This is a genomic window from Burkholderia sp. 9777_1386 (assembly GCF_015712265.1).
Taxonomy (GTDB): Bacteria; Pseudomonadota; Gammaproteobacteria; order Burkholderiales; family Burkholderiaceae; genus Burkholderia; species Burkholderia cenocepacia.
In genome coordinates this window covers 80,158-106,403 of sequence record NZ_JACCQB010000006.1, presented here as the reverse complement: position 1 = coordinate 106,403, position 26,246 = coordinate 80,158, and the positions used below count along the sequence as shown (strand labels likewise).

The 26,246-nt window shown below is 69.8% G+C and carries 26 protein-coding genes; 15 read left to right on the top strand and 11 right to left on the bottom strand.

Going from position 1 to position 26,246, the window contains the following annotated elements; genetic code table 11:
- The first annotated feature begins 112 nt into the window (after positions 1-112).
- A complete protein-coding gene (locus tag H0X91_RS07495) occupies positions 113-1,033 on the top strand; it encodes a LysR substrate-binding domain-containing protein (protein ID WP_062911146.1) in 921 nt (306 codons plus the stop codon).
- 9 nt (positions 1,034-1,042) lie between these two features.
- Here the strand turns inward: H0X91_RS07495 and H0X91_RS07490 are convergent, their stop codons facing one another.
- The 3 genes from H0X91_RS07490 to H0X91_RS07480 are packed head-to-tail and all read right to left on the bottom strand — an operon-like array spanning position 1,043 to position 5,040.
- Positions 1,043-3,268, bottom strand: a complete 2,226-nt coding sequence (locus tag H0X91_RS07490) for a xanthine dehydrogenase family protein molybdopterin-binding subunit (RefSeq protein ID WP_062884278.1) — start codon at positions 3,266-3,268, stop codon at positions 1,043-1,045.
- A complete protein-coding gene (locus H0X91_RS07485; protein ID WP_058901863.1) occupies positions 3,265-4,266 on the bottom strand; it encodes an FAD binding domain-containing protein in 1,002 nt (333 codons plus the stop codon). Before H0X91_RS07485 ends, H0X91_RS07490 begins: the two co-directional genes overlap by 4 nt.
- Positions 4,267-4,284: 18 nt before the next feature.
- Complete coding sequence (locus tag H0X91_RS07480) at positions 4,285-5,040, bottom strand: (2Fe-2S)-binding protein (protein WP_058901864.1); 756 nt, start codon at positions 5,038-5,040, stop codon at positions 4,285-4,287.
- 556 nt (positions 5,041-5,596) lie between these two features.
- Between H0X91_RS07480 and H0X91_RS07475 the strand changes: the two genes are divergently transcribed.
- Complete coding sequence (locus H0X91_RS07475) at positions 5,597-5,881, top strand: hypothetical protein (RefSeq protein WP_060265576.1); 285 nt, start codon at positions 5,597-5,599, stop codon at positions 5,879-5,881.
- A gap of 248 nt (positions 5,882-6,129) precedes the next feature.
- Here the strand turns inward: H0X91_RS07475 and H0X91_RS07470 are convergent, their stop codons facing one another.
- Positions 6,130-6,753: an RBBP9/YdeN family alpha/beta hydrolase gene (locus H0X91_RS07470; protein ID WP_006488647.1), complete on the bottom strand. Its 624-nt coding sequence runs from the start codon at positions 6,751-6,753 to the stop codon at positions 6,130-6,132.
- A gap of 346 nt (positions 6,754-7,099) precedes the next feature.
- Here H0X91_RS07470 and H0X91_RS07465 point away from each other — a divergent pair, with 346 nt between their 5' ends.
- Genes H0X91_RS07465 through H0X91_RS07450 form a run of 4 tightly spaced genes read left to right on the top strand, consistent with a single transcriptional unit; the run spans position 7,100 to position 9,735 of the window.
- Positions 7,100-8,041: a 2-hydroxyacid dehydrogenase gene (locus H0X91_RS07465; protein ID WP_006495464.1), complete on the top strand. Its 942-nt coding sequence runs from the start codon at positions 7,100-7,102 to the stop codon at positions 8,039-8,041.
- 34 nt (positions 8,042-8,075) lie between these two features.
- On the top strand, positions 8,076-9,008 hold the full coding sequence (locus tag H0X91_RS07460; RefSeq protein WP_060214923.1) for a hydroxymethylglutaryl-CoA lyase: 933 nt from the start codon (positions 8,076-8,078) through the stop codon (positions 9,006-9,008).
- Positions 9,009-9,034: 26 nt separating this feature from the next.
- The gene (locus tag H0X91_RS07455) at positions 9,035-9,541 is read left to right on the top strand and encodes a YbaK/EbsC family protein (protein WP_062884275.1); all 507 of its coding nucleotides are present in this window, start codon (positions 9,035-9,037) and stop codon (positions 9,539-9,541) included.
- Entirely contained in the window at positions 9,538-9,735 is a 198-nt protein-coding gene (locus H0X91_RS07450) for a DUF1289 domain-containing protein (RefSeq protein ID WP_062884274.1), read from the top strand. The genes H0X91_RS07455 and H0X91_RS07450 overlap by 4 nt, the downstream gene beginning before the upstream one ends.
- A gap of 252 nt (positions 9,736-9,987) precedes the next feature.
- On the opposite strand, the gene H0X91_RS07445 is transcribed toward H0X91_RS07450, so the two are convergent.
- Positions 9,988-10,890: a DMT family transporter gene (locus H0X91_RS07445; RefSeq protein ID WP_006488637.1), complete on the bottom strand. Its 903-nt coding sequence runs from the start codon at positions 10,888-10,890 to the stop codon at positions 9,988-9,990.
- Positions 10,891-11,002: 112 nt separating this feature from the next.
- On the opposite strand from H0X91_RS07445, the gene H0X91_RS07440 reads away from it, so the two are divergent.
- A complete protein-coding gene (locus H0X91_RS07440; protein WP_006495467.1) occupies positions 11,003-11,494 on the top strand; it encodes an Lrp/AsnC family transcriptional regulator in 492 nt (163 codons plus the stop codon).
- Positions 11,495-11,555: 61 nt separating this feature from the next.
- Here the strand turns inward: H0X91_RS07440 and H0X91_RS07435 are convergent, their stop codons facing one another.
- Positions 11,556-12,452, bottom strand: coding sequence for an alpha/beta fold hydrolase (locus H0X91_RS07435; RefSeq protein ID WP_058901866.1), 897 nt, complete (start codon positions 12,450-12,452; stop codon positions 11,556-11,558).
- Between the two features lie 239 nt (positions 12,453-12,691).
- Between H0X91_RS07435 and H0X91_RS07430 the strand changes: the two genes are divergently transcribed.
- Positions 12,692-13,651 carry an NAD(P)H-dependent flavin oxidoreductase gene (locus tag H0X91_RS07430; RefSeq protein ID WP_006488640.1) on the top strand — a complete coding sequence of 320 codons (960 nt, stop codon included), beginning with the start codon at positions 12,692-12,694 and terminating at the stop codon, positions 13,649-13,651.
- A gap of 115 nt (positions 13,652-13,766) precedes the next feature.
- Here the strand turns inward: H0X91_RS07430 and H0X91_RS07425 are convergent, their stop codons facing one another.
- The 3 genes from H0X91_RS07425 to H0X91_RS07415 all read right to left on the bottom strand — a co-directional run bounded on the left by H0X91_RS07425 (position 13,767) and on the right by H0X91_RS07415 (position 16,817).
- Positions 13,767-14,729 carry a LysR family transcriptional regulator gene (locus H0X91_RS07425; RefSeq protein WP_006488650.1) on the bottom strand — a complete coding sequence of 321 codons (963 nt, stop codon included), beginning with the start codon at positions 14,727-14,729 and terminating at the stop codon, positions 13,767-13,769.
- A gap of 183 nt (positions 14,730-14,912) precedes the next feature.
- Positions 14,913-15,989 carry a porin gene (locus H0X91_RS07420; protein WP_006488646.1) on the bottom strand — a complete coding sequence of 359 codons (1,077 nt, stop codon included), beginning with the start codon at positions 15,987-15,989 and terminating at the stop codon, positions 14,913-14,915.
- Between the two features lie 345 nt (positions 15,990-16,334).
- The gene (locus H0X91_RS07415) at positions 16,335-16,817 is read right to left on the bottom strand and encodes a hypothetical protein (RefSeq protein WP_034201267.1); all 483 of its coding nucleotides are present in this window, start codon (positions 16,815-16,817) and stop codon (positions 16,335-16,337) included.
- A gap of 355 nt (positions 16,818-17,172) precedes the next feature.
- On the opposite strand from H0X91_RS07415, the gene H0X91_RS07410 reads away from it, so the two are divergent.
- From H0X91_RS07410 to H0X91_RS07385, 6 genes are all read left to right on the top strand, one after another.
- Positions 17,173-18,204 (top strand): bile acid:sodium symporter family protein, encoded by a 1,032-nt coding sequence (locus tag H0X91_RS07410; RefSeq protein WP_006482179.1) that lies wholly within the window; start codon positions 17,173-17,175, stop codon positions 18,202-18,204.
- Positions 18,205-18,389: 185 nt separating this feature from the next.
- Positions 18,390-20,234 (top strand): EAL domain-containing protein, encoded by a 1,845-nt coding sequence (locus tag H0X91_RS07405; protein ID WP_080322958.1) that lies wholly within the window; start codon positions 18,390-18,392, stop codon positions 20,232-20,234.
- A 382-nt stretch (positions 20,235-20,616) separates the two neighbouring features.
- Entirely contained in the window at positions 20,617-21,636 is a 1,020-nt protein-coding gene (locus H0X91_RS07400) for a LacI family DNA-binding transcriptional regulator (RefSeq protein ID WP_006482178.1), read from the top strand.
- On the top strand, positions 21,633-22,913 hold the full coding sequence (locus H0X91_RS07395; protein ID WP_034201266.1) for an AGE family epimerase/isomerase: 1,281 nt from the start codon (positions 21,633-21,635) through the stop codon (positions 22,911-22,913). The genes H0X91_RS07400 and H0X91_RS07395 overlap by 4 nt, the downstream gene beginning before the upstream one ends.
- A complete protein-coding gene (locus H0X91_RS07390; RefSeq protein ID WP_006495474.1) occupies positions 22,910-23,818 on the top strand; it encodes a carbohydrate kinase family protein in 909 nt (302 codons plus the stop codon). Before H0X91_RS07395 ends, H0X91_RS07390 begins: the two co-directional genes overlap by 4 nt.
- A gap of 109 nt (positions 23,819-23,927) precedes the next feature.
- Positions 23,928-24,149, top strand: a complete 222-nt coding sequence (locus H0X91_RS07385) for a hypothetical protein (protein WP_006484657.1) — start codon at positions 23,928-23,930, stop codon at positions 24,147-24,149.
- 54 nt (positions 24,150-24,203) lie between these two features.
- On the opposite strand, the gene H0X91_RS07380 is transcribed toward H0X91_RS07385, so the two are convergent.
- Complete coding sequence (locus H0X91_RS07380; protein ID WP_006484654.1) at positions 24,204-24,398, bottom strand: DUF2905 domain-containing protein; 195 nt, start codon at positions 24,396-24,398, stop codon at positions 24,204-24,206.
- A 13-nt stretch (positions 24,399-24,411) separates the two neighbouring features.
- Entirely contained in the window at positions 24,412-25,602 is a 1,191-nt protein-coding gene (locus H0X91_RS07375; RefSeq protein ID WP_058901868.1) for a class I SAM-dependent methyltransferase, read from the bottom strand.
- A 13-nt stretch (positions 25,603-25,615) separates the two neighbouring features.
- Here H0X91_RS07375 and H0X91_RS07370 point away from each other — a divergent pair, with 13 nt between their 5' ends.
- A complete protein-coding gene (locus H0X91_RS07370) occupies positions 25,616-26,215 on the top strand; it encodes a Rossmann fold domain-containing protein (protein ID WP_196432932.1) in 600 nt (199 codons plus the stop codon).
- Positions 26,216-26,246: the final 31 nt, after the last annotated feature.

Sequence of the window (26,246 nt, the reverse complement as noted above, 5' to 3'; positions counted from 1 at the left end):
GGCGGTGTGGCCCGATGGGGCTGTGGAAGACGGAACCGAGTGTAGGAACGCGTACCGATACGCGGCAAACGATGAATTGTCGTGCTCGGACATTAGTGTTACTAATACCCGTATGCGACGCATCCACCTCCCTCCGCTGCAGACGCTGCGCGCGTTCGAAACCGCCGTGCGGCTGCAGAGCTTCACGCGCGCGGCCGACGAGCTCGCGCTCACGCAAGGCGCGGTCAGCCAGCACATCCGCGCGCTCGAGGCGCAGCTCGGCTATCCGCTGTTCACGCGCGAGCGCAACGGCGCGACGCCGACGCACGCCGCGCATGCCCTCGCACTGCAGGTTCGCCAGGGCCTGAGCGTGCTCGAACGCGCGTTCGAACCCGCGCTGGCGGTGCGCCGCCGCCCGCGCACCTGCGACGTGACGCTGAACGTCAGCGTGCTGCCGAGCGTCGCCGAGCGCTGGCTCGCGCCGCGCCTGCCGCGCTTCTCCGCCGCGCATCCGCACATCTCGATCGCGCTGCATCCGGACGTGGCGCTCGCGCCGCTGCGCAAGCGCGACCGCATCGGCGTCGCGCTGCGCTACGGGCCTGGCACCTGGCCCGGCGTCGTCGCCGAGAAGCTGATGAACGAGACGATCTTTCCGGTCGCGAGCCCCGCCTACCGCAATCGCGACGGCATCGCCCCGCGCACGCCGGCCGACCTCGTCCGCGCGACGCTGCTGCGCCATCCCGCGCAACCGTGGGAACCGTGGTTCCAGGCCGCGCGGCTCGACCTCACCGAATCCGCGCGCGCGCCCCGTTTCAGCGATACGAACGCGCTGATCGACGCGGCGCGGCAAGGCCGCGGCGTCGCGCTCGCGCGCCGCTCGCTGATCGAGCCCGAACTCGCGGACGGCACGCTCGTGCGCGTGTCGACGGTGCGCATCGCCGACGTGTATGCGCACTACGTCGTATGGCGCCCCGGCCATCCGCACGAAGCGGCGATCCGCACCTGGCTCGACTGGCTGCGCAGCGAAGTGCGGCGCAGGACGCCGCGGCGCTGACGTCGCGGCTCACGCACGCGTCGGCATCGCCACCTTGTCGAGCGTGATCGGCAAGTCGCGCACCCGCACGCCGGTTGCGTGATAAACCGCATTGGCGATCGCGGCCGGCACGCCGGTGATGCCGATCTCGCCGATGCCGCGAATGCCGAGCGGATTGAAATGCGTGTCGCTTTCGTCGACGAAACTCACGTCGAGCGCGCCGATGTCCGCGTTCACGGGCACGTGATATTCGGCAAGATTCGCGTTCGTGAAGCGGCCGTGGCGCACGTCGAGATGCGAACCCTCCTCGAGCGCGGTACCCAGTCCCCATACCATTCCGCCGATCAACTGGCTGCGCGCGGTCTTCGCGTTGAGCAGACGCCCGACGCTGTACACGCCGACGATGCGCGGGACGCGGATCGTGCCGAGCTCCGCGTCCACGCGCACTTCCGCGAACACCGCGCCGAACGAGTGAGACGCGTAGCGCGACTTCTCGTCGCCCGGTTTCGTCGTCGCCTGCGCGTCGATCGGTCGACCGCCCGCGCGCGCGAGCACCGCCGCGGCCGGATCGCGCCGCGACGGCGCGCCGCGATGCACGATCCAGCCGTTGTCGACCGTCACGTCATCGGCCGCGGCGCCGTGCAGCGGCGACCCCGGATCGGCGATCGCCAGCGCGATCAGCTTCGCGCGCGCCTGCCACGCGGCCTCGCGCACGGCCGGCGCCACGCTCGCCGCCGACTGCGAGCCGCCCGATACCGGCGCGCGCGGCAGGCTGGAATCGCCGAGCACGAAGCGCACGTTCCGCGGCGCGAAACCGAGCGCATCGGCCGCGACCTGGGTCATCACGGTGTAGGTGCCGGTGCCGATGTCCTGCGTGCCCGACGCGACTTCGGCCGTGCCGTCCGGCAAGATCCGCGCACGCGCCGACGCCTCGCTGCGGTTCGCCGGATACGTGGCGGCCGCCATCCCGAGGCCGATCAGCGTGTCGCCGTCGCGCATCGTGCGCGGCGCGCCGGCTCGGCGCGACCAACCGAAGCGCTGCGCGCCGACGCGGTAGCATTCGCGCAGCGCGTTGCTCGACCATGGCTTGCCGTCCTGCGGATCGACTTCCGCGTAATTCGCGAGCCGCAGCGCGACCGGATCCATGCCGAGCCGCCACGCAAGCTCGTCCATCGCCGATTCCAGCGCGAACGAGCCGGACGCCTCGCCGGGCGCGCGCATGAACGTCGGCGTGCCGACGTTCAGCGACACGATCCGGTGCGTGGTCGCGTGGTTCGGCACCGCGTACAGGATGCGCGACGGCATCCCGCAGGTCTCCATCCAGTCCTCGAACGTCGACGTGGTGGCGATCGTGTCGTGGCGCATCGCCGTCAACGTCCCGTCCTGGCGCGCGGCCAGCACGATGCGCTGCTCGGTGAACGGCCGCCCGCCGACCGGGCCGAACATCTGCGGCCGCGTCAGCGCGAGCCGAACCGGGCGCCCGACCTGCTTCGCCGCCATCGCGCACAACGACACGTGCGACCACGACGAACCCTTGCAGCCGAAGCCGCCGCCGAGGAACGGCGAAATCACGCGCACCTGCTCCGGTGCGATGCCGAAGACCGCGGCCACCGCCGCGCTCGTGCCCGACACGCCCTGCGTCGCATCGTGCAGCGTGAGCATCGGGCCGTCCCAGCGCGCCATCGTCGCGTGCGGCTCGATCGGGTTGTGGTGCTGCATCGGCGTCGTATAGGTTGCGTCGATGCGCACCGCGCCTTCGCGCAGGCCGGCATCGAGGTCGCCGCGCTGCGTGTCCATCGCACGCCCCTGCTGTTTCGGCGGCACGCGCGCGCCGTGCTTCGCCTGCGCGAAATCGAGCACGGCCTCGCTCGCGCGATAGCGCACCTGCACGGCGTTCGCGGCGTCGGTCGCCTGCTCGAGCGTCTCGGCGACGACGACCGCGACGGGCTCGTTGCTGTAGCGCACCGTGTCGTCCTGCAACAACGTGAGCCGGCGCCCGGCGGGCGGCGACAGCGGCGGCCGGCCGCCGTCGGGCAGCCGCATCGCGTTCTCGTGCGTGATCACGATCAGCACGCCCGGCATCGCGCGGGCCCGCGCCGCATCGATCGATTCGATGCGCCCGGATGCGATCGTGCTCGTCACGAGCACCGCGTGCGCGAGCCGCGCATCGGCAAACTCGGCCGCGTAGTGCGCGCCGCCCGTCACCTTGAGTACGCCGTCGACACGGTCGAGCGGCTGTCCCATCAACGTGTTCATGCGACACCTCCCGTCGTGGCGGCTGCCGTTGCGACCGCACGGACGATCGCCCGCTGCGCGAGCGCGACCTTGAATCCATTGCCGTCGAGCGGCCGCGCATCGCGCAACGCCAGCGCGGCCGCCTCGCGCAGCGTCGCGTCGGTCGGCGTGCGGCCCGCGAGATGCGCTTCCGCCTCCAGCGCCCGCAACGGCTTGTGGGCGACGCCGCCCAGCGCGATCCGCGCGTCGGCAACGTGCGGACCGTCCATCCGCAAGGCGGCCGCGACCGACACCAGCGCGAACGCGTAGCTCGCGCGATCCCGCACTTTCAGATAGTGCGCATGGTCGGCGAAGCGCGGCGGCGGCAAGTCCACCGCGGTGATCAGCTCGCCCGGTTCGAGCGTCGTGTCGAGATCGGGACGATCGCCCGGCAAGCGGTGAAACGACGCGATCGGAATCTGCCGTGCGCCGCGCGGGCCGCTCACCTGCACGACGGCGTCGAGCGCGGCGAGCGCGACGCTCATGTCCGACGGGTTCACCGCCACGCAGTGCGGACTGGCGCCGAGGATCGCGTGCATCCGGTTGTGGCCGCCGATCGCCGCGCAGCCGCTGCCCGGCTCGCGCTTGTTGCACTGCGCGAACGCGGGATCGTAGAAATACGGGCAGCGGGTGCGCTGCATCAGGTTGCCGCCGACGGTCGCCATGTTGCGCAATTGCGCGGACGCCCCGGCGAGCAACGCCTGCGACAGCAGCGGATAGCCGGCGCGCAGGCGCGGATGATCGGCCGCATCGCTGTTGCGCACGAGCGCACCGATGCGCATACCGCCGCCGGGCAACGCATCGACCGTATCGAGGCCCGCGATCCGCGTGATGTCGATGAGCGTGACGGGCCGCGCGACGCCGCCCTTCATCAGGTCGAGCAGGTTCGTGCCGCCGCCGATGAAGGCCGTGCCGGGCCGCTGCGCCGCGTGCACGGCGCCGGCGACGTCGGTCGCGCGCTCGTAGGAGATCGCTTCCATTGCGGTGCCCTCCGTCGGCTAGCCGTGCGCCGCATGCGCGGCGCGCACGGCGGCGACGATGTTCGGGTACGCGCCGCACCGGCACAGGTTGCCGCTCATGCGCTCGCGGATCTCGTCGTCGGACAGGCGCGCGGGGCGACGCCGCACGTCGTCGGTGGCGGCGCTCCCGGCGCCGGCCGCGAACTCGTCGAGCAGCGCGGTCGCGGAGCAGAGCTGGCCGGACGTGCAGTAGCCGCACTGGAACGCATCGTATTCGACGAACGCGCGCTGCACCGGGCTCAGCACGCCGTCGCGCGCCAGCCCTTCGACGGTCGTGATCCGCTCGCCTTCGTGCATCACCGCGAGCGTCAGGCATGCGTTGATGCGCCGCCCGTCGACGAGCACCGTGCACGCGCCGCACTGCCCGCGGTCGCAGCCCTTCTTCGTGCCCGTGAGGCCGGCGTATTCGCGCAGCGCGTCGAGCAGCGTCACGCGCGGTTCGAGCTGCAGCGTGTACGCGCGCCCGTTGATGTCGAGACGCACGGGCTGCGCCGGCGCCGTATCGCGGCGCGGCGCGGCCGGCTGCGCTGCCGCGTGCGGCGGCTGCGAATGAACGTGCGATGCGGCGCTGACGGTCGCGGCAGCCGCCGCGGATTGCAGGAAGCGGCGCCGCGCGGCGCTGGACGGCGTATCGTGCGGCAACGACGGCGCCACGGGATGGCCGGCCCCGAGCGGCGACGGGGCGGCATCGCGCGCCGGTTCGGCGGACGGAGAATCGGATCGATCGCTGGACATGGCTTGTGCTCGCTCCATGGTGGAGGGACGCGGATGTGCCGCTCGTGCCCGGATGGCAGCGCAGTCGGCACGCGGATCGGCAAACGAGCAATTCAGGTGCCGCGACACCGCGGGAAGCCGCGCCCCTGCAGAGTGCCCGCGCCGGGCCGCGGCGCGCACAAGCGATCGCCAGGCTCGGGCGCCCGAGATCGCGCGTTCATGACGCCACGCTGACGCGCGGCTGGCAGTTCACTGACGAAGCGGCAATAACGCCCGGTTTTCGGGCGAAACCGGCCGCCCGTCGATCGCAAGTTGCCGGTCGCATCACCAATGGCGCGCATGGCGGCCGCTTCGCGGTGGCCGGGTTGGGATGTTGCGCGCCGTGTAAATGCGCGCAGCATCCGCGTCTGCTGGAAAATTCCGCCATGCGTGCAGGCGGATCGCCGCGAAGGCGCGCGGTCGGCCTGACGAAAACATGTCGCGATCGCGCCCCGATCGCCAACGATTCACCGAAACGTCGCATCGCGGCGGCATACTCGAAAACGTTTCCCGATCAGCCTGCCAGGAGAGAGAAGTCATGCGTCGCGTTTCCGTCGCCGTCGTTCTGTGTGCCGCCGTATTCGTCGCCGCCTGCAGCGACGACGCACCGCCCGACGCTCACGCGACCGACGCCGCGCCGCAGGCCGGCGCATCGAGCGGCGCCGCCAGCGCGTTCAACAGCGACGCGCCCGCGAACGCCGCCGCATCCGATGCCGCGCCGCTCGCGCCGCCCGTCGTGCACTACCCGCCCGATGACGACGACGATGCGAAGCCCGCCACGAACGCGGCCGCATCGAGCGCCGCCGCCTCGTCGCCGAGTTGATTCCTTCGTAACCTGACAGGAGTCGGCACCGCTCGCGCAGAGCAGCAGGCGCTCGTGCGGAGGCGTGACGGGTATGACGTGACGGTTGGGTGGACGGCGGCGCAAACGGCACGTTCGCGCGCCGCTTCGCGAGCCACATCGAGAACGGCCGGCCGAGCGATTCAGCGCCGGCCGGCTTCAGGCCGGCGCGTCATCGGCGCGACATGCCGCGGCAGCCGCCGCGCAGCCTGCGCCGCGCGGCCAGCCCGTCAGACCGCGTGCGCGAGCGCGCGATCAACGAGCGCGGCCTCGAAGCCGTCGTCGGCGTCGCGAAAGCGCAGCGGCGCCGCGCAATGCACCAGCGTGTCGATGAAGTATTTCGCGCGCGGCCACGGCCCGAAGCCGGCCGCGGTGTTGATGTGCCCGGCGTCGCCGAGGTTCACGAACGCGCTGCCCAGGCGCTGCGCGAGCGTGCGCGCATCGGCGAGCGGCATCCACGGATCGGTCTCGCTGCCGATCACGATCGACGGCACCGCGAGCCGGCGCGCGTCGAACGGCCCGGCAAACGTGAATTTCTTCGGGCTGGCCGGCGCGACGAACAGCACGCCCGCGACATCGCCCACGTGCGGCCACTGCGCGAGCGCATGCGCGGCCGCGAGGCAGCCGAAGCTGTGCGCGGCGAGCACGAACGGGCCGCGCTCGCGATCGAGCAGCGCCCGCACCGATTGCGCCCAGCCCGCGAGATCGGGCGCATCCCAGTCGTGCTGCTCGACGCGCAACGAGCGCGGGAACTGCCGCTCGAGCCAGGTCTGCCAGTGGGCGCCTTCGCTGCCGTGCAGGCCCGGAACGGTGACGAGCCGCGGCGGCCACGCCGATTTGCTGCATGCGCGCATGATTGCCCTCGCTTGCTTGAAGACGAGGTTCGATTGTGGCGCCGGGTACGCGGCGGCCGAACCAATATTTTGTGCTTTGCTTTTGCACGACCGGTGGCGCGGTGGCGGCCGGTGGCCGCGTGACGGCGGCCCGCACCGGCCGCGCCGTCCCGCACGACGGCGCGATGTGCCGCGAAACCGTAGAATGTGGGCTTCCCGTCAGCTTCACACGGAACCGGTCCCCGCGCCGACGCGCCGGGCCGCTCGTCAGGAGACGCCCGATGTCCGCTACGTCCGCCGGTGCGCTGCACCCGGCTTCGCTTGCCGTTCCCGCGGCGCGCCTTGCCGGCGCGCGCGCCCTCACGCAATGAAGATCCTGTTCTACTCGCCGCATCAGGAAGCCGGCGCATGGCGCGACGAGATCGCGCGTGCGCTGCCGGAAGCCGAACTGCGCGCGTGGCAGCCGGGCGATACGGCTGCCGCCGACTACGCGCTCGTGTGGCGCCCGCCGCGCGAGTTGTTCGCGCCGCGCGACGGCCTGCGCGCGATCTTCAACCTCGGCGCGGGTGTCGATGCGCTGCTCGCGCTCGACCGCGCGCATCCGGGCACGCTGCCCGCGCACGTGCCGCTGGTGCGGCTCGAGGATTCGGGCATGGCGCAGCAGATGGTCGAATACGTGACGCACGCGGTGCTGCGCTACCTGCGCCGTTTCGACGAATACGACCTGCAGCAGCGCGAGCGCCGCTGGCAGCCGCTTGAGCCGCATGCGCGCGCGAACTTCACCGTCGCGGTCCTCGGGCTCGGCGTGCTCGGCGCCGAGGTCGCCCGCGCGCTCGCCGCCCTCGGCGTGCCGGTGCGCGGCTACAGCCGCAGCGCGAAGCAGCTCGACGGCGTCACGACCTTCGCCGGCGACGGCGCGTTCGACGCGTGCATCGACGGCGCGAAGGTGCTCGTCAACCTGCTGCCGAGCACGCGCGACACCGACGGCATCCTGTCGTCGCGCGCATTCGCGCGGCTCGCGCCCGGCGCGTACGTCGTCAACGTCGCGCGCGGCGCGCATCTCGTCGAAGCCGACCTGCTCGACGCGCTCGCGAGCGGCCAGGTCGCCGCGGCCACGCTCGACGTGTTCCAGCACGAACCGCTGCCGGACGACCATCCGTTCTGGCGTACGCCGCGCATCACGATCACGCCGCACAGCTCGGCCGAGACGCTGCGCGCGGAAGCCGTCGAGCAGATCGCCGGCAAGATCCGCGCGTTCGAGCGCGGCGCGCCCGTCAGCGGCATCGTCGACTACGCGCGCGGCTACTGAATTCCGCCACAAAGAGAGAAACCAGGAGACAACCATGACGTTCCCCACCGCCGTCAAGATCGTCGAAGTCGGCCCGCGCGACGGGCTGCAGAACGAGAAGACCTTCGTGCCGACCGACGTGAAGATCGCGCTCGTCGACCGGCTGTCGCGCGCCGGCTTCCGCAACGTCGAGGCCGCGTCGTTCGTGTCGCCGAAATGGGTGCCGCAGATGGCCGACGGCGCCGACGTGATGGCCGGCATCGAGCGTCGCCCGGGCACCGTGTACTCGGTGCTCACGCCGAACCTGAAGGGCTTCGAGAATGCGGTCGCGGCACGGGCCGACGAAGTCGTGATCTTCGGCGCGGCGAGCGAGGCGTTCTCGCAGCGGAACATCAACTGCAGCATCGCCGAGAGCATCGCGCGCTTCGAGCCCGTCGCGAAAGCCGCGAAGGATGCGGGCCTGCGGCTGCGCGGCAGCGTGTCGTGCACGCTCGGCTGCCCGTACCAGGGCGAGGTGCCGGTCGCGTCGGTGGTCGACGTCGTCGAACGGTTCGCCGCGCTCGGCTGCGACGAGATCGACATCGCCGACACGATCGGCGTCGGCACGCCGAAGCGCACGCGCGAAGTGCTGTCGGCCGTCACGCGCGTGTTCCCGCGTGAACGGCTGTCGGGTCACTTCCACGACACCTACGGCCAGGCGCTCGCGAACATCTACGCGGCGCTGTTCGAAGGGATCGAGATCTTTCACGCATCGGTCGCGGGCCTCGGCGGCTGCCCGTACGCGAAGGGCGCGACCGGCAACGTCGCGACCGAGGACGTGCTGTACCTGATGCAGGGCCTCGGCATCGAAACCGGCATCGACCTCGCGCAGGTCGTCGCCGCCGGCGATTTCATCTCGAACGCGATCGGCCGCGCGAACGTGTCGCGCGCCGGTCGTGCACTGCTCGCGAAAGCACGGAGCGCGGCCGACGCCGCGAACTGCGTCTGATCGCGCCACTCCACGGATTCATCAACATGACGACACCCGCTTCATTCGATTCCCTCCCCGATTCCGCGCGACGCGTCGCGCTGCTGCTGCGCGAGCGCGGCCATGCGAAAGGCATCGTGATGCTCGCCGAAACCGGCAAGACGTCGGCCGAGGCCGCGGCCGGGCTCGGCTGCTCGGTCGCGCAGATCGCAAAGTCGATCCTGTTTCGCCGGCAGGCCGACGGCGCGCCCGTGCTGGTGATTGCGAGCGGCGTCAACCGCGTGGACGAAAGGAAGGTCGCCGAACAGGTCGGCCCGGTCGGCCGCGCGGACGCGAAGTTCGTGCGCGACAACACCGGCTATGCGATCGGCGGCGTCTGCCCGATCGGCCATCTGGTCGAACCCGTCACGCTGATCGACGCCGACCTGCTCGCGCTCGACAGCCTGTGGGCCGCCGCCGGCCATCCGCACGCGGTGTTCAACCTGTCGCCGCACGAACTCGTGTCGCTCACCGGCGCGCCGGTCGCGGACGTCGCGTTGCGGGAGCCCGCATGAGCGACGTGACGATGCCGGTCGCGTCGCCGTGCACCGACGTCTGCCGGATCGATCCGCGCACCGACTGGTGCGCGGGCTGCCTGCGCACGCGCGGCGAGATCAAGGGATGGCGTACGTCGGACGACGACGCGCGGCGCGCGCTGCTCGCGCGGCTCGACGCACGGCGGCGCCTGATCGCAGGCAGCGAGACATAAAAAAAAGCCGTTCAGCCTCACGGGCGAACGGCATCGAGATCGGAATCCTGTGAACGTGATCAACGTCACAGCCCGCATCATACGAGCGACGCGGCCGCATCGCATCGGGTGTTTCCCTACAACTTCTTACAGCGCTTTTCCGAGTGCGCGCGGCGTCCGCTGGGCGTCGTTTCAAGCGCAATCTCCGTTCCCGGCTCGCCCCTTCGACGGCCGCTGCATGAGCCCGCCACGGCGCCGAATCGTCTGACCGTATCAGTTGCCGACCGCCGTGCGACGCGCCGGCACGATGCGCCAGCCGAGGTTCACGCCGGCCGCCGCGAGCAGGATCAAGAGCGCGCCGACCACCTGCGTCCACGCGAGCGTCTGCCCGAACGCGACGCGATCGACGACGATCGCGACGACCGGATAGACGAACGACAGCGCGCCCGTCATCGCGGTCGGCAGCTTCTGGACCGCGCCGTACAGCAACACGTACATCAGCCCGGTGTTGACGATGCCCAGCACGATCAGGTCGGCCCATTGCCCGACCGTCGCCGGCAAGGTGTCGAAGTGTGCGAACGGCGCAAGCAGCAGGACGCCGAGGCCGACCTGCAGCAGTGCGAGCAGATGCGGCGGCGTGCCCTTCAGGTGCTTCGTGATGATCGACGAGATCGCATACAGGAACGCCGCACCGAGCGACAGCGCGACCCCTTCCAGGTATTCGCCGGGCACCGCGAGCACGGCCGGCTCCACGCGCACCACGAACACCAGCCCCGCGAACGCGAGCACGAGCCACGCGACCGTCGACGCGGTGATCCGCTCGCGGAACACGATGGCGCCGAGCGCGACGAGCATGAACGGCTGGGTGTTGTAGACAGCGGTCGCCATCGAGATCGACGCGCGCGAATAGGCGGCGAAGAGCAGCAGCCAGTTCGCGACGATCGCGAGGCTGCCGAACATCGTGAGCACGAGCATCCGCGGCGAGAACAGCGAGCGGCGCAGGAAACCGAACGCCGCACAGACGATCGCGAGCGTCGCGGTGCCGAATACGCAGCGGAAGAACACGACATTGGTCAGCGGCTGCTGCGACGACATCACGAGCCAGCCGATCGTGCCGGACATCAGCATCGCGACGATCATCTCGGCGGCGCCGCGGCGAATTTCATTCGTGGCCATCAGGAACTCCGTTGAAGAGAGTGGATGACTTCGATTCTAGAAACTTGCTTTCGCCGCAACCACGGCTAAACTGAAGTGAATCAGCAGATTCACCTTCGAAAGCAAAGCAATCATGCCGAAACGCCTTTCCCCGCCTGCCGTCGCGTCGCTCGACGCGACCGACCGCGCGATCGTCGCCGCGCTGGCCGACGACGCCCGCATCGCGACCAGCGAACTCGCCCGGCAGATCGGGTTGTCGGCGCCCGCGACCGCCGACCGCGTGCGGCGGCTCGAGGCGCAAGGCGTGATCGCCGCGTTCACCGTCGAGCTCGACCCGCGCGCGCTCGGCTACACGCTGCAGGCGATCGTCCGCGTGAAGCCGTTGCCGGGCCAGTTGCATCTGGTCGAGGAGTTGCTGCGGCGGATTCCCGAATTCGTCGAATGCGACAAGGTCACCGGCGACGACTGCTTCATCTGCCGGCTCTACCTGCGCACGATCGAGCATCTCGACGACATCCTGTCGAAGGTGACGGAGCGCGCGGAGACGAGCACCGCGATCGTGAAATCGACGCCCGTGCCGCGCCGCCTGCCGCCGCTCGTCGAAGACGAGCACGCGCACCGCTGAGCCGCGAGCGGCACGCCCCGCCGAGGCGCGGGCGACCCGCGCCGGCCGCCTGCAGGCACCGTCACGCAGCCGCGTCGCGCGCGTCGAAGAACGCGAGCAGTTCGTCGATCAGCGCGGCCGGCGCCTCTTCGGGAATGTAGTGCCCGCAGTCGAGCGCACGGCCGCTGACGTCGCGCGCGACGCGCCGCCATTCGTCGAGCGGATCGAAGCAGCGGCCGACGATCCCGTGCTCGCCCCACAGCACGCGCAGCGGGCACGCGACCTTGTTGCCGCGTTCGAGATCCGCACGGTCGTGCTCGAGATCGATCGTCGCCGACGCGCGGTAGTCCTCGCACATCGCGTGCACGGCGCCCGGCTGCGCGAGCGCCGCCCGGTACGCGTCGAGCGCCTCCGGCGCGAACGGCGCCAGCCCGGCCGACCGGTTGCCCATCACGCGCTCGATGTACGCATCGGTGTGCGCGCCGACCAGCGTCTCGGGCAGCGGCGCCGGCTGGATCAGGAAGAACCAGTGGAAATACGCGGTCGCGAACGCGCGATCGGTTTTCTCGTACATCGCGAGCGTCGGCGCGATGTCGAGCAGCATCATCCGCTCGACGGCATCCGCGTGATCGAGCGCGAGCCGGTGCGCGACCCGCGCGCCGCGATCGTGCGCGCATACGTGGAAATGCTCGAAGCCGAAATGCCGCATCACGGCGACCTGGTCCGCCGCCATCGCGCGTTTCGAATACGGCGTGTGCCGCGCGTCGCTCGGCGGCCGGCCCGATGCGCCGTAGCCGCGCAGGTCGGTGGCGATCACCGTGAAGTGATCCGCGAGCGTCGCGGCAACGCGATGCCAGATCATGTGGGTCTGCGGATGGCCGTGCAGCAACAGCAGCGGCGGCCCCGTGCCTCCTTTGACACCGAAAATGTCGGTGTCCTGCACCGTCACGCGAAACGGTGCAAACGCCTCAAACGACATGGTTTGTTTCTCGTTGGTTTGTTATGGCGGCTATTTTAGGAGCGCCGGCGCGTCTTCACAGCGGGGTAAGCACCCGAAACCATAGAAAGAGAACACTCACTCGATTGCCGGCACACCGCGCAGTTTGTTAAGCTCGCGTAGAATCGCACGACCGTTCGTATTAATATGAACGAACGCATTCCACAGCTACACTCGAATCACCGTCCGACCGCAACGCCCCCGGAGACTGGAGACATCACATGGCATTGCCCACCGTCCTGCAGAACCTGACGCTCCCCGTCATCGCGTCGCCGATGTTCATCGTCAGCTACCCCGAACTCGTGCTCGCGCAATGCAAGGCGGGCATCGTCGGCTCGTTCCCTGCGCTCAACGCGCGCCCGGCCGAACTGCTCGACGAGTGGCTCACGCAGATCCAGTCGGAACTCGCCGACCACAAGGCGAAACATCCCGATGCGGTGATCGGCCCGATCGCGGTCAACCAGATCGTCCACCAGTCGAACGCGCGGCTCGAACACGACGTGCGCGTGTGCGTCGAGCACAAGGTGCCGATCTTCATCACGAGCCTGCGCGCACCGGCGCGCGAGATCGTCGACGCGGTGCACAGCTACGGCGGCATCGTGCTGCACGACGTGATCAACCTGCGCCACGCGCAGAAGGCGCTCGAAGCCGGCGTCGACGGGCTGATCCTCGTCGCGGCCGGCGCGGGCGGCCACGCGGGCACGACGTCGCCGTTCGCGCTGGTCGGCGAAGTCCGCAAGATCTTCGACGGTCCGATCGTGCTGTCCGGCTCGATCGCGAACGGCGGCTCGATCCTCGCCGCGCAAGCGATGGGCGCCGACTTCGCGTACATGGGCACGCGTTTCATCGCGACGCAGGAAGCGCACGCGATCGACGACTACAAGCACGCGATCCTGAACGCGAAATCGTCGGACATCATCTACACGAACCTCTTCACGGGCGTGCACGGCAACTACATCCGCGAGAGCATCGAGAAGGCCGGCCTCGATCCGGACGCGCTGCCGGAATCCGACAAGACCAAGATGAATTTCGGCAGCGACAAGACGAAGGCGTGGAAGGACATCTGGGGTGCGGGCCAGGGCGTCGGCCTGATGGACGACCTGCCGAGCGTGGGTGCGCTCGTCGAACGGCTCAAGCGCGAATACGACGACGCGAAGGCGCGGCTCGGCATCCCGCGCTGACGGAGGCGGCGGCCATCGCGGCCGCCATCGACGCGAAATCGTCGAGCCAGGCAAAAAGCGCGAACCGCAGCGGTTCGCGCTTTTTTTATTGCCCCGCCGCGGCGGACGATGCGGGTCAGACCGCGCGCTTCATCCGCGTGATCGGCAGCACGCGCAGACGCGCTTCGATCGACGGGCACAACGACTGCCCTTCGAAGCGCGCAGCCAGGAAGTCGACGAACGAGCGCACCTTCGCGGACACGTGACGACGGCTCGCGTACACCGCGTAGATCGGCGCCTCGTGCGGCGGCACCGAATCGAGCAGCACCGGCACGAGCCGGCCCGACTCGATGTCGTCGCCGACGACTTCGGTGCCGAGCAGCGCGATGCCCGCGCCGGCGAGCACGGCCGCGCGCAGCCCTTCGAGATGGTTCACGATCAGGTTGCCGTTCAGGCTCACGCGCGACGCGGCGGCCGCGTCGATGACCAGCGAATCGAGCATCGTCGAATTCGAATCGCGCCGCAGGTAGTTGTGGTTCGCGAGGTCGGCGATCGTCTGCGGCGTGCCACGCTTCTCGAGATACTCGGGCGACGCGACCAGCAGGATGTGCGCGGTCGCGATCTGGCGCGCGACCAGCGACGACGATTTCAGGCCGTTCGGCGCCGCGCGCACCGCGACGTCGTAGCCTTCCTCGATCAGGTCGACCACGCGATCGGAGAGCGTCATGTCGACCGTCACGTCCGGGAACCGACCCGCGTAATCGGTGACGGCCTGCATCACGTGCCGCAGCCCGAACGCGGACAGCGACGTCACGCGCAGCCGGCCCTGCGGCACCACGCTCGCGGCGCCGACGGCCTGACCGGCTTCGTCGAGTTCGGACAGCGCCTGCACGAGGCGCTCATAGTATTCACGTCCGGCCTCGGTGGGCGCGACGCGTCGTGTCGTGCGATGCAGCAGCCGCGCGCCGAGCTGCTGCTCGAGGTGCATCACGTGCTTGCTCGCCATCGCCGCCGACATCTGCATGCGCTCCGCCGCGCCGACGAAGCTGCCCACTTCGACGACGTAGCGAAACACATTCATGCTGACGAGGGTATCCATCGAACTAGCTCGCAATCCCGGGGGAATCAACCAATTACGAGATAGGGTAACAAAGGCGAGGAAACAGAAAGGTCAAGAAAGGCAAAACGGCGCCGCGGGTGGCGGCGCCGTTTCGGGCGGGAAAACATGCAGCCAAAACGCGCGATTGACGCGCGCGGCCGGCGCGCCGATCGCGCTTGCGCGTCAGAACTTCGCGCGGATGCCTGCGCCGAACGTGTTGCCGGTCGACAGGCCGCTGATGTGGTCGTTCATGTAGGCCGCGTAGACGTCGGTGCGCTTGGACAGCGGATAGTCGTAGCCGACGGCCCAGGTCTGGCGCGTCTGGTCGAGGCCGCCCGCGTCGCGCGAGTACGCATACGACGCCATCGCGTTGCCCACGCCGAGCGGCACCGACACGCCGCCCTGCGCGGTGTTCACGTGCCAACTGCCCGCGACCTGGTCGTTCTTCGTGTACATGTACTGGCCGAACAGCTTCACGAGCTTCAGGTCGTAGGTCGCGCCGACCAGCGCGATGCCCTGGCTCTTCATGCCGGTCACGAGCGCGCTCAGATCCTGCGGGCCGTTGTTGAAGTTCACGTACTGATAGACGGCGGTCGCCGCGAACGGGCCGTTCGCATAGTTGAACTGCGCGCTCCACTTCTTCGAACGGTTGTCGCCGGCCTGGTTGCCGAGTGCGTACATCGCGCCGAAATTCAGGCCACCGAACGAAGGCGACGTGTACGACAGCGCGTTGTTCCAGCCCGAATCGCCGACCGCGCCCTGGTCGCTCGGATAGGTCGGGAACGTGCCGAGGCCGAGGAACACGTGGTACACCATCGGCGAGAAGGTGTACGAGTCGTAGAACGGGTTGAACAGGATCGTCGACAGGAACAGGTGCGTCGTCAGGCGGCCTGCCGTCACCGTGCCGTACGGCGAGCTGATGCCGACGTACGCGTTGCGCGCGAAGAACGTGTCGCCCTGGAAGCGGCCGTACTGGCCGTTCTGCGCGCGGAAGAAGCTCTCCATCGTGAAGATCGCCTTGTAGCCGCCGCCGAGGTCCTCCGCGCCGTGCAGGCCCCAGTACGACGTCGACATGCCGCCGCCCGACACGTTCCACGCACGATTGCCGCCCGGGAACTTGGTGGCGCCGACCCATTCGTCGACCTGACCGTAGAGCGAGACGCTCGACTGCGCATGGACGGGTGCGGCGGCCGCCACGCAGGCGGCTGCGGCGATCAGCTTGACGGACGTGCGCGACGCACGGCGAGCGAATGCTTTCATGGGATCTCCAGGTTTTGTCGAATAGTCGATAAGTGGCGCGAGCGTTGTTTTTTGGAGCCGAGTGCTTGCGTCGTATGGGGCGCAGCCATCTTTACGGATCATTCGTCCGGTCAAAATTGCGCACACTTATTGCTGGTATAGCGCCAGCCTTAACTTCGCGGAACGTATCCATGGCCGGATGCACGGCGGCGGCCCGGCGCGAACGCGGTCGCACGGGCGGGCGGCGGCGTGGCATGCGCGTGCCGGGCGCGAAAGATAGCGCAATGCGGCGGGAAAATCAGCGGAAATCTGCGCGCGACTGTGGCGAATTCGCATCAGCCGGCGGGGGGACGCGCGCCGGGGCGCTCAGTTTCGGTAGAACGGGGAGAAAAACGGCGAGTGCGCAGGCTCTTCCTGCGAGCGGGGCGGCGGCATCGGACGACCGCCGCGCTCCTCGTTGTAGCGGGCGACGTCGGCGCGGATCGAACCGGCGCGCAGCGGGACGTTGCCGCCGCCCGGCGGGCGCGGCATCTGGCGGACCTCGGCGCTGATCGGCCGATACGGGCTTTGCGCGGCGTAATGGCCGTACGACGGCGTCGGGCGCAGCCCCCAGCGGGAGCCGGAGCCGCTGACGCCGCCGGGACGTACGCCGGCAGGCGGCGCGGCGCGGCGCCAGACGGGACCGCCGGCGGCCGCCTGGCCGTACGCGCGCATGTCGCCGCCACCGAAGCCGTGGCCGCCGAACCCGTGACCGCCATGGGGCGGCTGGGCGAGCGCGAGCGGCATCAGCAGCGTGCCGAGCACGCCTGCCACCCATCGTCCGATCTTCCGTTTCACCCGTTCCGTCATCGTTCCGTGCCCATCGACGCCCGCCGTCGGCTCCTTTCGGCCGACCCAAGGCTTTCAGCAGTAATTTATGAGCGGGCGGAAAGTGTGTCGAGCCAAAAAGTGTTATGTCGCCGGCATCGGTGTAACACCATGTTACTGCTAGGTTTTTTCACTTCGGGGCGCGATCGCGACAGAACATTCTTCTGCTGTTTTGCGTGAGGCCGGACAGGTGTGGCGGACGCTATTGCATGCAACAGATTCATCAATCGATTCTCACAATGAATTTGTGTAGTGAATCGCCAACCGCGACAATGACGCCATCCGCGCGCGCGACGCGCGCCTTTGCCGCCCGTGCTGTTTCCGAATCGAGTTCCCGATGGCCCGTCCCCGTTTTCTTCCCGACAACTTCACGCTCGCGCTGGTCGGCACCGTCGTGCTCGCGAGCCTGCTGCCCTGCCGCGGCCCGGCCGCCCATGCGTTCAACTGGGCGACCAACATCGCGGTCGGCCTGCTGTTTTTCCTGCACGGCGCGAAACTGTCGCGCGAAGCCGTCGTCGCCGGCGCGACCCACTGGCGGCTGCACGCGGTCGTGCTGCTCAGCACGTTCGCGCTGTTCCCGCTGCTCGGCCTCGCGCTGAAGCCCGTGCTGCAGCCGCTCGTCACGCCGACGCTGTATGCGGGCGTGCTGTTCCTGTGCACGCTGCCGTCGACGGTCCAGTCGTCGATCGCGTTCACGTCGATCGCGAAGGGCAACGTGCCGGCCGCCGTGTGCGCGGCATCCGCGTCGAGCCTGCTCGGGATCTTCGTCACGCCGGCGCTCGTCGGGCTGATGATCACGTCGCAATCGGCCGCCGCCGCGTCGCCGTGGAGCACCGTCGGCAGCATCGTGATGCAGTTGCTCGTGCCGTTCATCGCCGGCCAGTTGCTGCGGCCCGTGATCGGCGGCTGGATCGACCGCAATCGCGGCGTGCTGCGCTTCGTCGACCAGGGTTCGATCCTGCTGGTCGTCTACGTCGCGTTCAGCGAGGCCGTCAACGAGGGGCTGTGGCACCAGATTCCGCCGCGCGCGCTCGGCGGGCTGCTGGCCGTCAACCTCGTGCTGCTCGCGATCGCGCTGCTGCTGACCGCGTTCGTCAGCAAGCGGCTCGGCTTCAACCGAGCCGACCAGATCACGATCATCTTCTGCGGCTCGAAGAAGAGCCTCGCGGCCGGCGTGCCGATGGCGAAGGTGATCTTCTCGGCGAACGCGGTCGGCGCGATCGTGCTGCCGCTGATGCTGTTCCATCAGATCCAGCTGATGGCGTGCGCGGCGCTCGCGCAGCGCTGGGGCGCGCGCGACACGAGCGGCGAGCAGGACGAGGGTGATGCGACGGCCACGTCGGGCGCGTTGAGTACCGGCAAGCGCTGACGTGTCTCCGGGGGGCCGGATGGCCGCCGCTGGCGGCCTCCTGCCTTCCGCCCCTTCCAGCCACACCCCAACGCGCTCGCGGCGCGATGCACCAACAACGCCCATCGCGTCACGAAATCTTCATTCAATTCTCCGCGAGCGATGCCGTTAAGTCGGGCGTCCCGTCGATTCGGCTGCCCTCGCCCATGCCCGCGCTTCCCTCCGATTCCGCTGTCGCCCGCACCACGCGCCTGATCGCGGATCGCGCGCTCGCCGCCGTGTTCCAGCCGATCGTCGACCTCGGGTCGGGGACGGTCGTCGGTTACGAGGGGCTGATCCGCGGCCCGCGCGGCACCGACCTCGAACCACCCGCCGCGCTGTTCGCGCAGGCCGCGCGCGAAGGCGAAACCATCGCGCTCGAACGGGCCGCCGCGCTCACCTGCCTCGACGCGTTCGCGGCGCTCGGCTGCGACGGCAAGCTGTTCCTCAATTTCAGCGCGGGCACGATCCTCACGCTCGCCAGCGAACGCGAGCGCACCCGCCAGTTTCTCGGCCGTGCGCGCGTCGGCGCCGAGCGCATCGTGATAGAGCTCACCGAGCAGAACGCGATTCCCGACGTCGCGCACATCGGGCCGGCGGTCGCGTCGCTGCGCGACGCCGGCATCCAGTTCGCGCTCGACGACTACGGCACCGCGAACGCGAGCATGAACCTGTGGCTGCGCCTGCATCCGGACGTCGTGAAGATCGACCGTTTCTTCATCCACGACATCGCGCGCGACCCGCTCAAGTTCGAAGCGGTGAAGGCGATGCAGCACTTCGCGCAGGCGAGCGGCGCGCAGCTGATCGCGGAAGGCATCGAGAACGAATGCGACCTGATCGTCGTGCGCGACATGGGCATCTGCTGCGTGCAGGGCTTCCTGCTCGGCCGGCCGAACGCGCAGCCGTCGCGGGTGGTCGCGCCGGCCGCGCGCGACGCGATCCGCGCGCCGCACATCGCGGTGTTTCCCGGCGTGACGCGCGCGGTGCGGCCGGCCGGCACGATCGCCGGGAAGATGCTCGTGCCCGCCCCGGCGCTGCCGCGCGACGCGACCAGCAACGACGTGCTCGAGCTGTTCAACCGGATGCCCGACCTGCACGCGGTCGCGCTCGTGGAACGCGGGCGGCCGGTCGCGCTCGTGAATCGGCGCGGCTTCATCGACCGCTTCGCGCTGCCGTATCACCGCGAGGTGTTCGGCAAGAAGCCGTGCCTGCAGTTCGCGAACGATGCGCCGCTGATGATCGACGTCGCGACCACCTTCGAGCAGCTCGCGATGCTGCTCGCGAGCCACGACCAGCGCTATCTCGCGGACGGCTTCGTGATCACCGACCACGGCCGCTATGTCGGGCTCGGCACCGGCGAGAGCCTCGTGCGCGCGGTGACCGAGATGCGCATCGAGGCCGCGCGCTACGCGAATCCGCTGACGTTCCTGCCCGGCAACATCCCGATCAGCGCGCACATCGACCGCCTGCTCCAGCGCGACGCCGGCTTTCATGCGTGCTACGTCGACCTGAACCAGTTCAAGCCGTTCAACGACCAGTACGGCTACTGGCAGGGCGACGAAGTGCTGAAATTCGCCGCGACGGTGCTCGCCGGCGTGTGCGACCCGCAGCGCGACTTTCTCGGCCACGTCGGCGGCGACGATTTCCTCGTGCTGTTCCAGCGCGACGACTGGCGCGAGCGCGCCGCCGACGCGATCGCGCGCTTCAACGACGGCGCGCAGCTCTTCTACACGCAGGCCGACCGGCAGGCGGGCGGGCTGCGCGGCGAGGATCGCCACGGCAACCCGGCGTTCTTCGGCTTCGTGACGATGGCGATCGGCGCGGTCGGCGTGCCGGCCGGCGCGCACGGCGCCAAACGCTACGGCAGCGACGAGATCGCGTCGGTCGCGGCGCTCGCGAAGCGGCGGGCGAAGCAGCAGCCGGACGGGCTCGCGGTCGTCGATCTCGATGCCGGCCGCGCCGCGCTGCGCCATCGCGGCGAACCGCCGGCCGTGGCGGTGGCGGCAGGCTGAACCGCGCGCTGCCGCGGACGCACGGAACAGCTAGACGCCTGCGCACCGTGCGAGGAAACCGATGCCGGTGCGACGCAAGGTTCGGCGGTTGCGCCGCCGGCCCTCATCGTCGCGCGCGAAGTCCACGGGGCAGCACGCCTTCATGCGCGCCGCCGGCCCGCGCTCCTTCCGCTGTTTCCCGCGGCACCGTCGATGCCGCCCGATACCCGCACACGCACCTTGCCTTTTTCGCGTTTTGTTTAGTATTTTTAGTAACGGCGTTTTCGCAGATTAGCGCTTAAAAACCCGTTATTTTCGGGTATTCCCCGGTTATCCGGCCCGAATTCGGCGATGTGTTTTACTATACAATCGCTTTCACCCTAAACAAACCGGACCCCGAACGATGGGTACGACCATTCGCGATGTGGCGCGGGCGGCAGAGGTCTCGATCGGCACCGTCTCCCGCGCGCTGAAAAACCAGCCGGGCCTGTCCGAAGCGACGCGTGCGCGCATCGTCGAGATCGCGCAGCAGCTCGGCTACGATCCCGCGCAGTTGCGGCCGCGCATCCGCCGGCTCACCTTCCTGCTGCACCGCCAGCACAACCGCTTTCCGGCCAGCCCGTTCTTCTCGCACGTGCTGCACGGCGTCGAGGACGCCTGCCGCGAGCGCGGCATCGTGCCGACGCTGCTCACGGTCGGCCCGAACGACGACGTACTGCGCCAGATGCGTCCGCACGCGCCCGACGCGATCGCGGTGGCCGGCTTCATCGAGCCCGAGACGATCGAGGCGCTCGCCGCCACCGGCCGGCCGCTCGTGCTGATCGACCTGTGGGCGCCCGGGTTGCGCTCGGTCAACATCGACAACGCGACGGGCGCGGCGCTCGCGATGCGCCACCTGCTCGCCACCGGCCGCTCGCGGATCGCCTTCATCGGCGGCTCGCCCGCGCACTACAGCATCGCGCAGCGCGCGATCGGCTACCGGCGCGCGTTCTTCGAAGCCGGGCGGCTGTTCGATCCCGCCTACGAAGTGACGATCGACGCGGGGCTCGACCCGGACACGGGCGCCGCGCGCGCGATGGAGCAACTGCTCGACGCGCCGGGCCCGCGCCCCGAAGCCGTGTTCGCGTACAACGACGCGGCCGCGCTGGCCGCGCAGCGCGTGTGCACCGCGCGCGGCCTGCGGATTCCGGACGACATCGCGATCGTCGGCTTCGACAACATCCCGGCCGCCGCGCACGCGAGCCCGCCGCTCACGACGCTCGCGGTCGACAAGGAAGCGCTCGGCCGCCGCGGCGTCGAGCTGCTGCTCGCCGAAGCGCCCGAGCGCACCGAGATTTCCCTGCCCGTCGAGCTGATCGTGCGGGCCAGCAGCCAGCCCGCCGGCTCCCCGGCACTCGATACCGTAACGGCCACCGAATCATGAACATGCCTCCGGTCCAACCCTGCACGGCCGCGCCGGCCGCCCACACGCAAGCCGCACCGTTCGTCGCGAGCTTTCGCGATCCGTCGTTCCTGCTGTCGCACATCGAAGACACGCTGCGCTTCTACGCGACCCACGCCTTCGACCCGACGGGCGGCTTCTACCATTACTTCCGCGACGACGGCAGCATCTACAACCGCACGTCGCGCCACCTCGTCAGCAGCTGCCGGTTCGTCTTCAACTACGCGATGGCGTACCGCCATTTCGGCGATCCGCGTCACCTCGACTACGCGCGCCACGGGCTGCGCTTCCTGCGCGACGCGCACTGGGACGACACGCTGCAGGGCTACGACTGGGAACTCGACTGGCGCGACGGCGCGAAGCGCGCGACGCTCGACGGCACGCGCCACTGCTACGGGCTCGCGTTCGTGCTGCTCGCGGCCGCGCACGCGACGATGGCCGGCATCGACGAAGCGCGCCCGCTGATCGCCGCCACCTACGAACTCGCCGAGCACCGCTTCTGGGATGCGGCCGCGGGCCTGTATGCGGACGACGCGACGGCGAACTGGAACGTGTCGTCGTATCGCGGCCAGAACGCGAACATGCACATGACGGAAGCGCTGCTCGCCGCGTACGAGGCGACCGGCCACCTCACTTACCTCGATCGCGCGGAAAAGCTCGCCACCCACATCACGCAGCGCCAGGCCGCGCTGTCGGGCGGCCTCGTGTGGGAGCACTACCATGCGGACTGGTCGATCGACTGGGACTACAACAAGGAAGACAGCTCGAACATCTTCCGTCCGTGGGGCTTCCAGCCCGGGCACCAGACCGAATGGGCGAAGCTGCTGCTGATCCTCGAGCGGCACCGCCCGCTCGACTGGCTCGCGCCGCGCGCGGCCGAGCTGTTCGACGCGGCGCTCACGCACGCGTGGGACGCCGATCACGGCGGCCTGTACTACGGCTTCGGCCCCGACTTCACGATCTGCGACCACAACAAGTATTTCTGGGTGCAGGCGGAAACCTTCGCGGCGGCCGCGATGCTCGGCGCGCGCACCGGCAGCGAACGCTTCTGGGACTGGTACGACGAGATCTGGCGCTACAGCTGGGCGCATTTCGTCGATCACCGCTACGGCGCGTGGTACCGGATCCTCACCTGCGACAACCGCAAGTACAGCGACGAGAAAAGCCCGGCCGGCAAGACCGACTATCACACGATGGGCGCCTGCTACGACGTGCTCGCGACCCTCGCGCGCGCGCAACGCAGCGAGCCGACGCAATGAGCGGCGGCACGTTTCCGGCTTTCGTGTCGGCGGGCGACATCCTGACCGACATGGTGCGCGCGGGCGATGCGCAGTGGACGTCGGTGCCGGGCGGCGCCGGCTGGAACGTCGCGCGCGCGGTCGCGCGGCTCGGCGTGCCGAGCGCGCTCGCCGGCGCGATCGGCGAAGACTGCTTCTCCGACGTGCTGTGGCACACGAGCGAAGCGGCCGGGCTCGACCTGCGCTTCCTGCAGCGCGTCGCGCGGCCGCCGCTGCTCGCGATCGTCCACGAGACGCGCCCGCCCGCGTACTTCTTCATCGGCGAAGCGAGCGCCGACCTCGCATTCGATCCCGCCCGGCTGCCGGCCGGCTGGACCGAACACGTGAAATGGGCGCATTTCGGCTGCATCAGCCTCGTGCGCGAACCGCTCGCGGGCACGCTGGCCGCGCTCGCGGCCGACCTGCACGCGCGCGGCGTGAAGATCAGCTTCGATCCGAACTGCCGGAACCTGATGACGGCCGCGTACCGGCCGACGCTCGAGAAGATGGCCGCCCTCGCCGACCTGATCAAGGTGTCCGACGAGGACCTGCGGCACCTGTTCGGCGGCGACGGCCCCGACGCGATCGCGGCGGTGCGCGCGCTGAATCCGCGGGCGGCCGTGCTCGTCACGCGCGGCGCGCAGGCGGCGACGCTCTACGCGGACGGCGACGTGCACGAAGCCAGCCCGCCGCGCGTCGAGGTGGCCGACACGGTCGGCGCGGGCGACGCGTCGATCGGCGGGCTGCTGTTCAGCCTGATGGCCGCGCCGCAGCGCGGCTGGCGCGAGCATCTCGCGTTCGCGCTGGCGGCCGGCGCCGCCGCGTGCCGGCACACGGGCGCGCACGCGCCGACGCTCGACGAGGTCGTCGCGCTGCTCGAAGGTTGAAGGGACGTTGAAGGAACGGTGACCGGTCGCTGATCGGTCACCGATAAACCGCACTCACCATGCTGCGCCGCAGTGCTACGATGAAGCGTCCTATTGCGGGAGAGGCACGATGGACACGAACACGTTCACCAAAGGCATCTATACGGCCAAGGCGCATACGCACCGCGCGGACAACGGCGAGTTTCAGGGCTACGTGATCCTCGCGCGGGACGACGGCGACGAGACGGAGAACATGCGCTACGACGTTCACACGACGAGTTCGAGCGAGGAAGAAGCGTTCGAGGAAGCGAAGGCGCTCGCGCACCGGATTCTCGGCGAAATCGAACTGTAAGGCGCGAGCCGTCATGCGCGCGCCGCGGCCCGGCCGCGACGCGCCGCCTGCGGCTCAGAGCAGCCGCGCCACCATCGATACCAGCATCGTCAGCACCAGCGTCGACATGAACGGGAACGGGTAGCGCCGCCCGCCGAGCGTCAGCGTGACGTCGCCCGGCATCCGGCCGATGCCGAGCTTGCCGAGCCACGGCCAGCAGCGCGTCAGGATCATCACCGCGACAAACGACGCCATCAGCCAGCGCAACATGAGGGATGCCTCGTCAGAGCGCGTGCGAGCGGTCGCCGCGCGCGAACGCGTCGAGCGTGCCGTCGATCCCGCGCGAAAACGCGATCACCTTGAACAACTCGCCCATCTCGGCTTCCGAGATCAGCTTCTGCACCGCGTTCGCGGCCGGCAGGAAGGCGTGGATGTCGGACGGATCGATCGCGGCCAGCGCGTCGGTGATGCCCGCGTTCAACAGGAAGCGCGCCTGAGACGTATAGCCGAGCAGCTCGGCGCCGGTGGCGATCGCGGCCTCGTAGATGCCGGTGAATTCGACGTGCGCGGTGATGTCCTGCAGGCCCGGGTACACGAACGGGTCGTCGTGCGCGTGATGGCGGTAGTGGCACATCAGCGTGCCGCGGTCGCGCTGCGGGTGGTAGTACTCGTGCGCGGGGAAACCGTAGTCGACCAGCAGCACCGCGCCGCGGCCGAGCATCGTGCAGACGGTGCGCGTGAACGCGAGCGCCGCCTCGTGCGTTTCGGTCACGTAGCCGTCGCCGACGTCGAGCGCCGCGAGCACCGCCGGCAGGCCGGCCGCGCCGACCGGCCGGTCGTCGAACACGAACGCGTGCCGCGCGTCGAGCGCGACGCCGCGCTCGCGCCATGCGCCATCCGCCTTCGCGAACAGCCGCACCGGCATCGCATCGAGCACCTCGTTGCCGACCACGACGCCGTCGAACCGCTCGGGCAGCGCGTCGAGCCAGCGCACCTTGGCGGCCAGCGCCGGCACCGCGGCTTCGATCGTGTCGCGCTGCCGTTCGCGCAGCTCGCCGGACAGGTCGACGATCAGGTATTCGTCGAGCTCGACGCCCGGCGCGTCGAGCGCCGCGAGCAGCCCGGCCGCGAGCTTGCCCGTGCCGGCGCCGAATTCCATCACGCGGCGCGTGCCGCTCGCCGCGAGCGCCTCGGCCACCGGTTGCGCGAGCGTCTGCGCGAACAGCGGCGACAGTTCGGGGGCGGTGACGAAGTCGCTGCCGTCGTCGGCGCGGCGCCCGAACTTGCGCGCGCCGCCGCTGTAGTAACCGAGGCCCGGCGCATACAGCGCGCGCTCCATGAAACGGTCGAACGGCAGCCAGCCGCCGGCCGCCGCGATCGCGTCGCGCAGTTGCGCGGCAAGGGTTTCGGACTGCGCGAGCGCGTCAGGGCCGGGAGCAGGTAAACTAGCGGGTTCGTGAGCTTTCGGGTTCATCCCGGCATTGTAAATGACCGTTTCAGCCGATACGTCGACCCCACGCGTGGTGCTCGTCACGGGCGCCCTGGGCAGCGCGGCCGTGCTCGACGCCGATCTGGCCCTGGAGGCCAATGCCGCGGCCCTCGTCGCCGCGTGCGGCGAAGCGCTCGGCCGGCCCGCATGCGCGGTGTTCGTCAGCGCCAGCGCAGGCGCCGACGACGCGCACACGGTGGACGGCGCGTCGCTCGCCGCCGCGCTCGCGCGCAACGTGACCGCGCCGCTCGCGCTGGCCCGCGCACTCGCCGATGCGACGCCCGACGCCGCGCGCGAGCACGAAGCGCTGCGCGCGTGCGCGATCCACGTACTGGATCAGGCGCTGTTTCACCCCGCACCGGCGCAGCTGTCGCACGCGCTGATGCAGGCCGCGTTGAACCGCGCGACGTCGGCGCTCGCGCTGGCGCTCGCACCGAAGGTGCGGGTCGCGGCGCTCGTGCGCGGCCACGCGCCGCACGCGGACGACATCGCGGCGGCCGCGTGCTATCTCGCGAGCGCGCCCGGCGTCACGGGCGCGACGCTGACCGTCGACGGCGGCGAGCACCTAGTGCCGCCGGCCGCCGGCCCGAATGAATGAACCGCGCGGGCGCGGCCTGACCGCCGCCGCC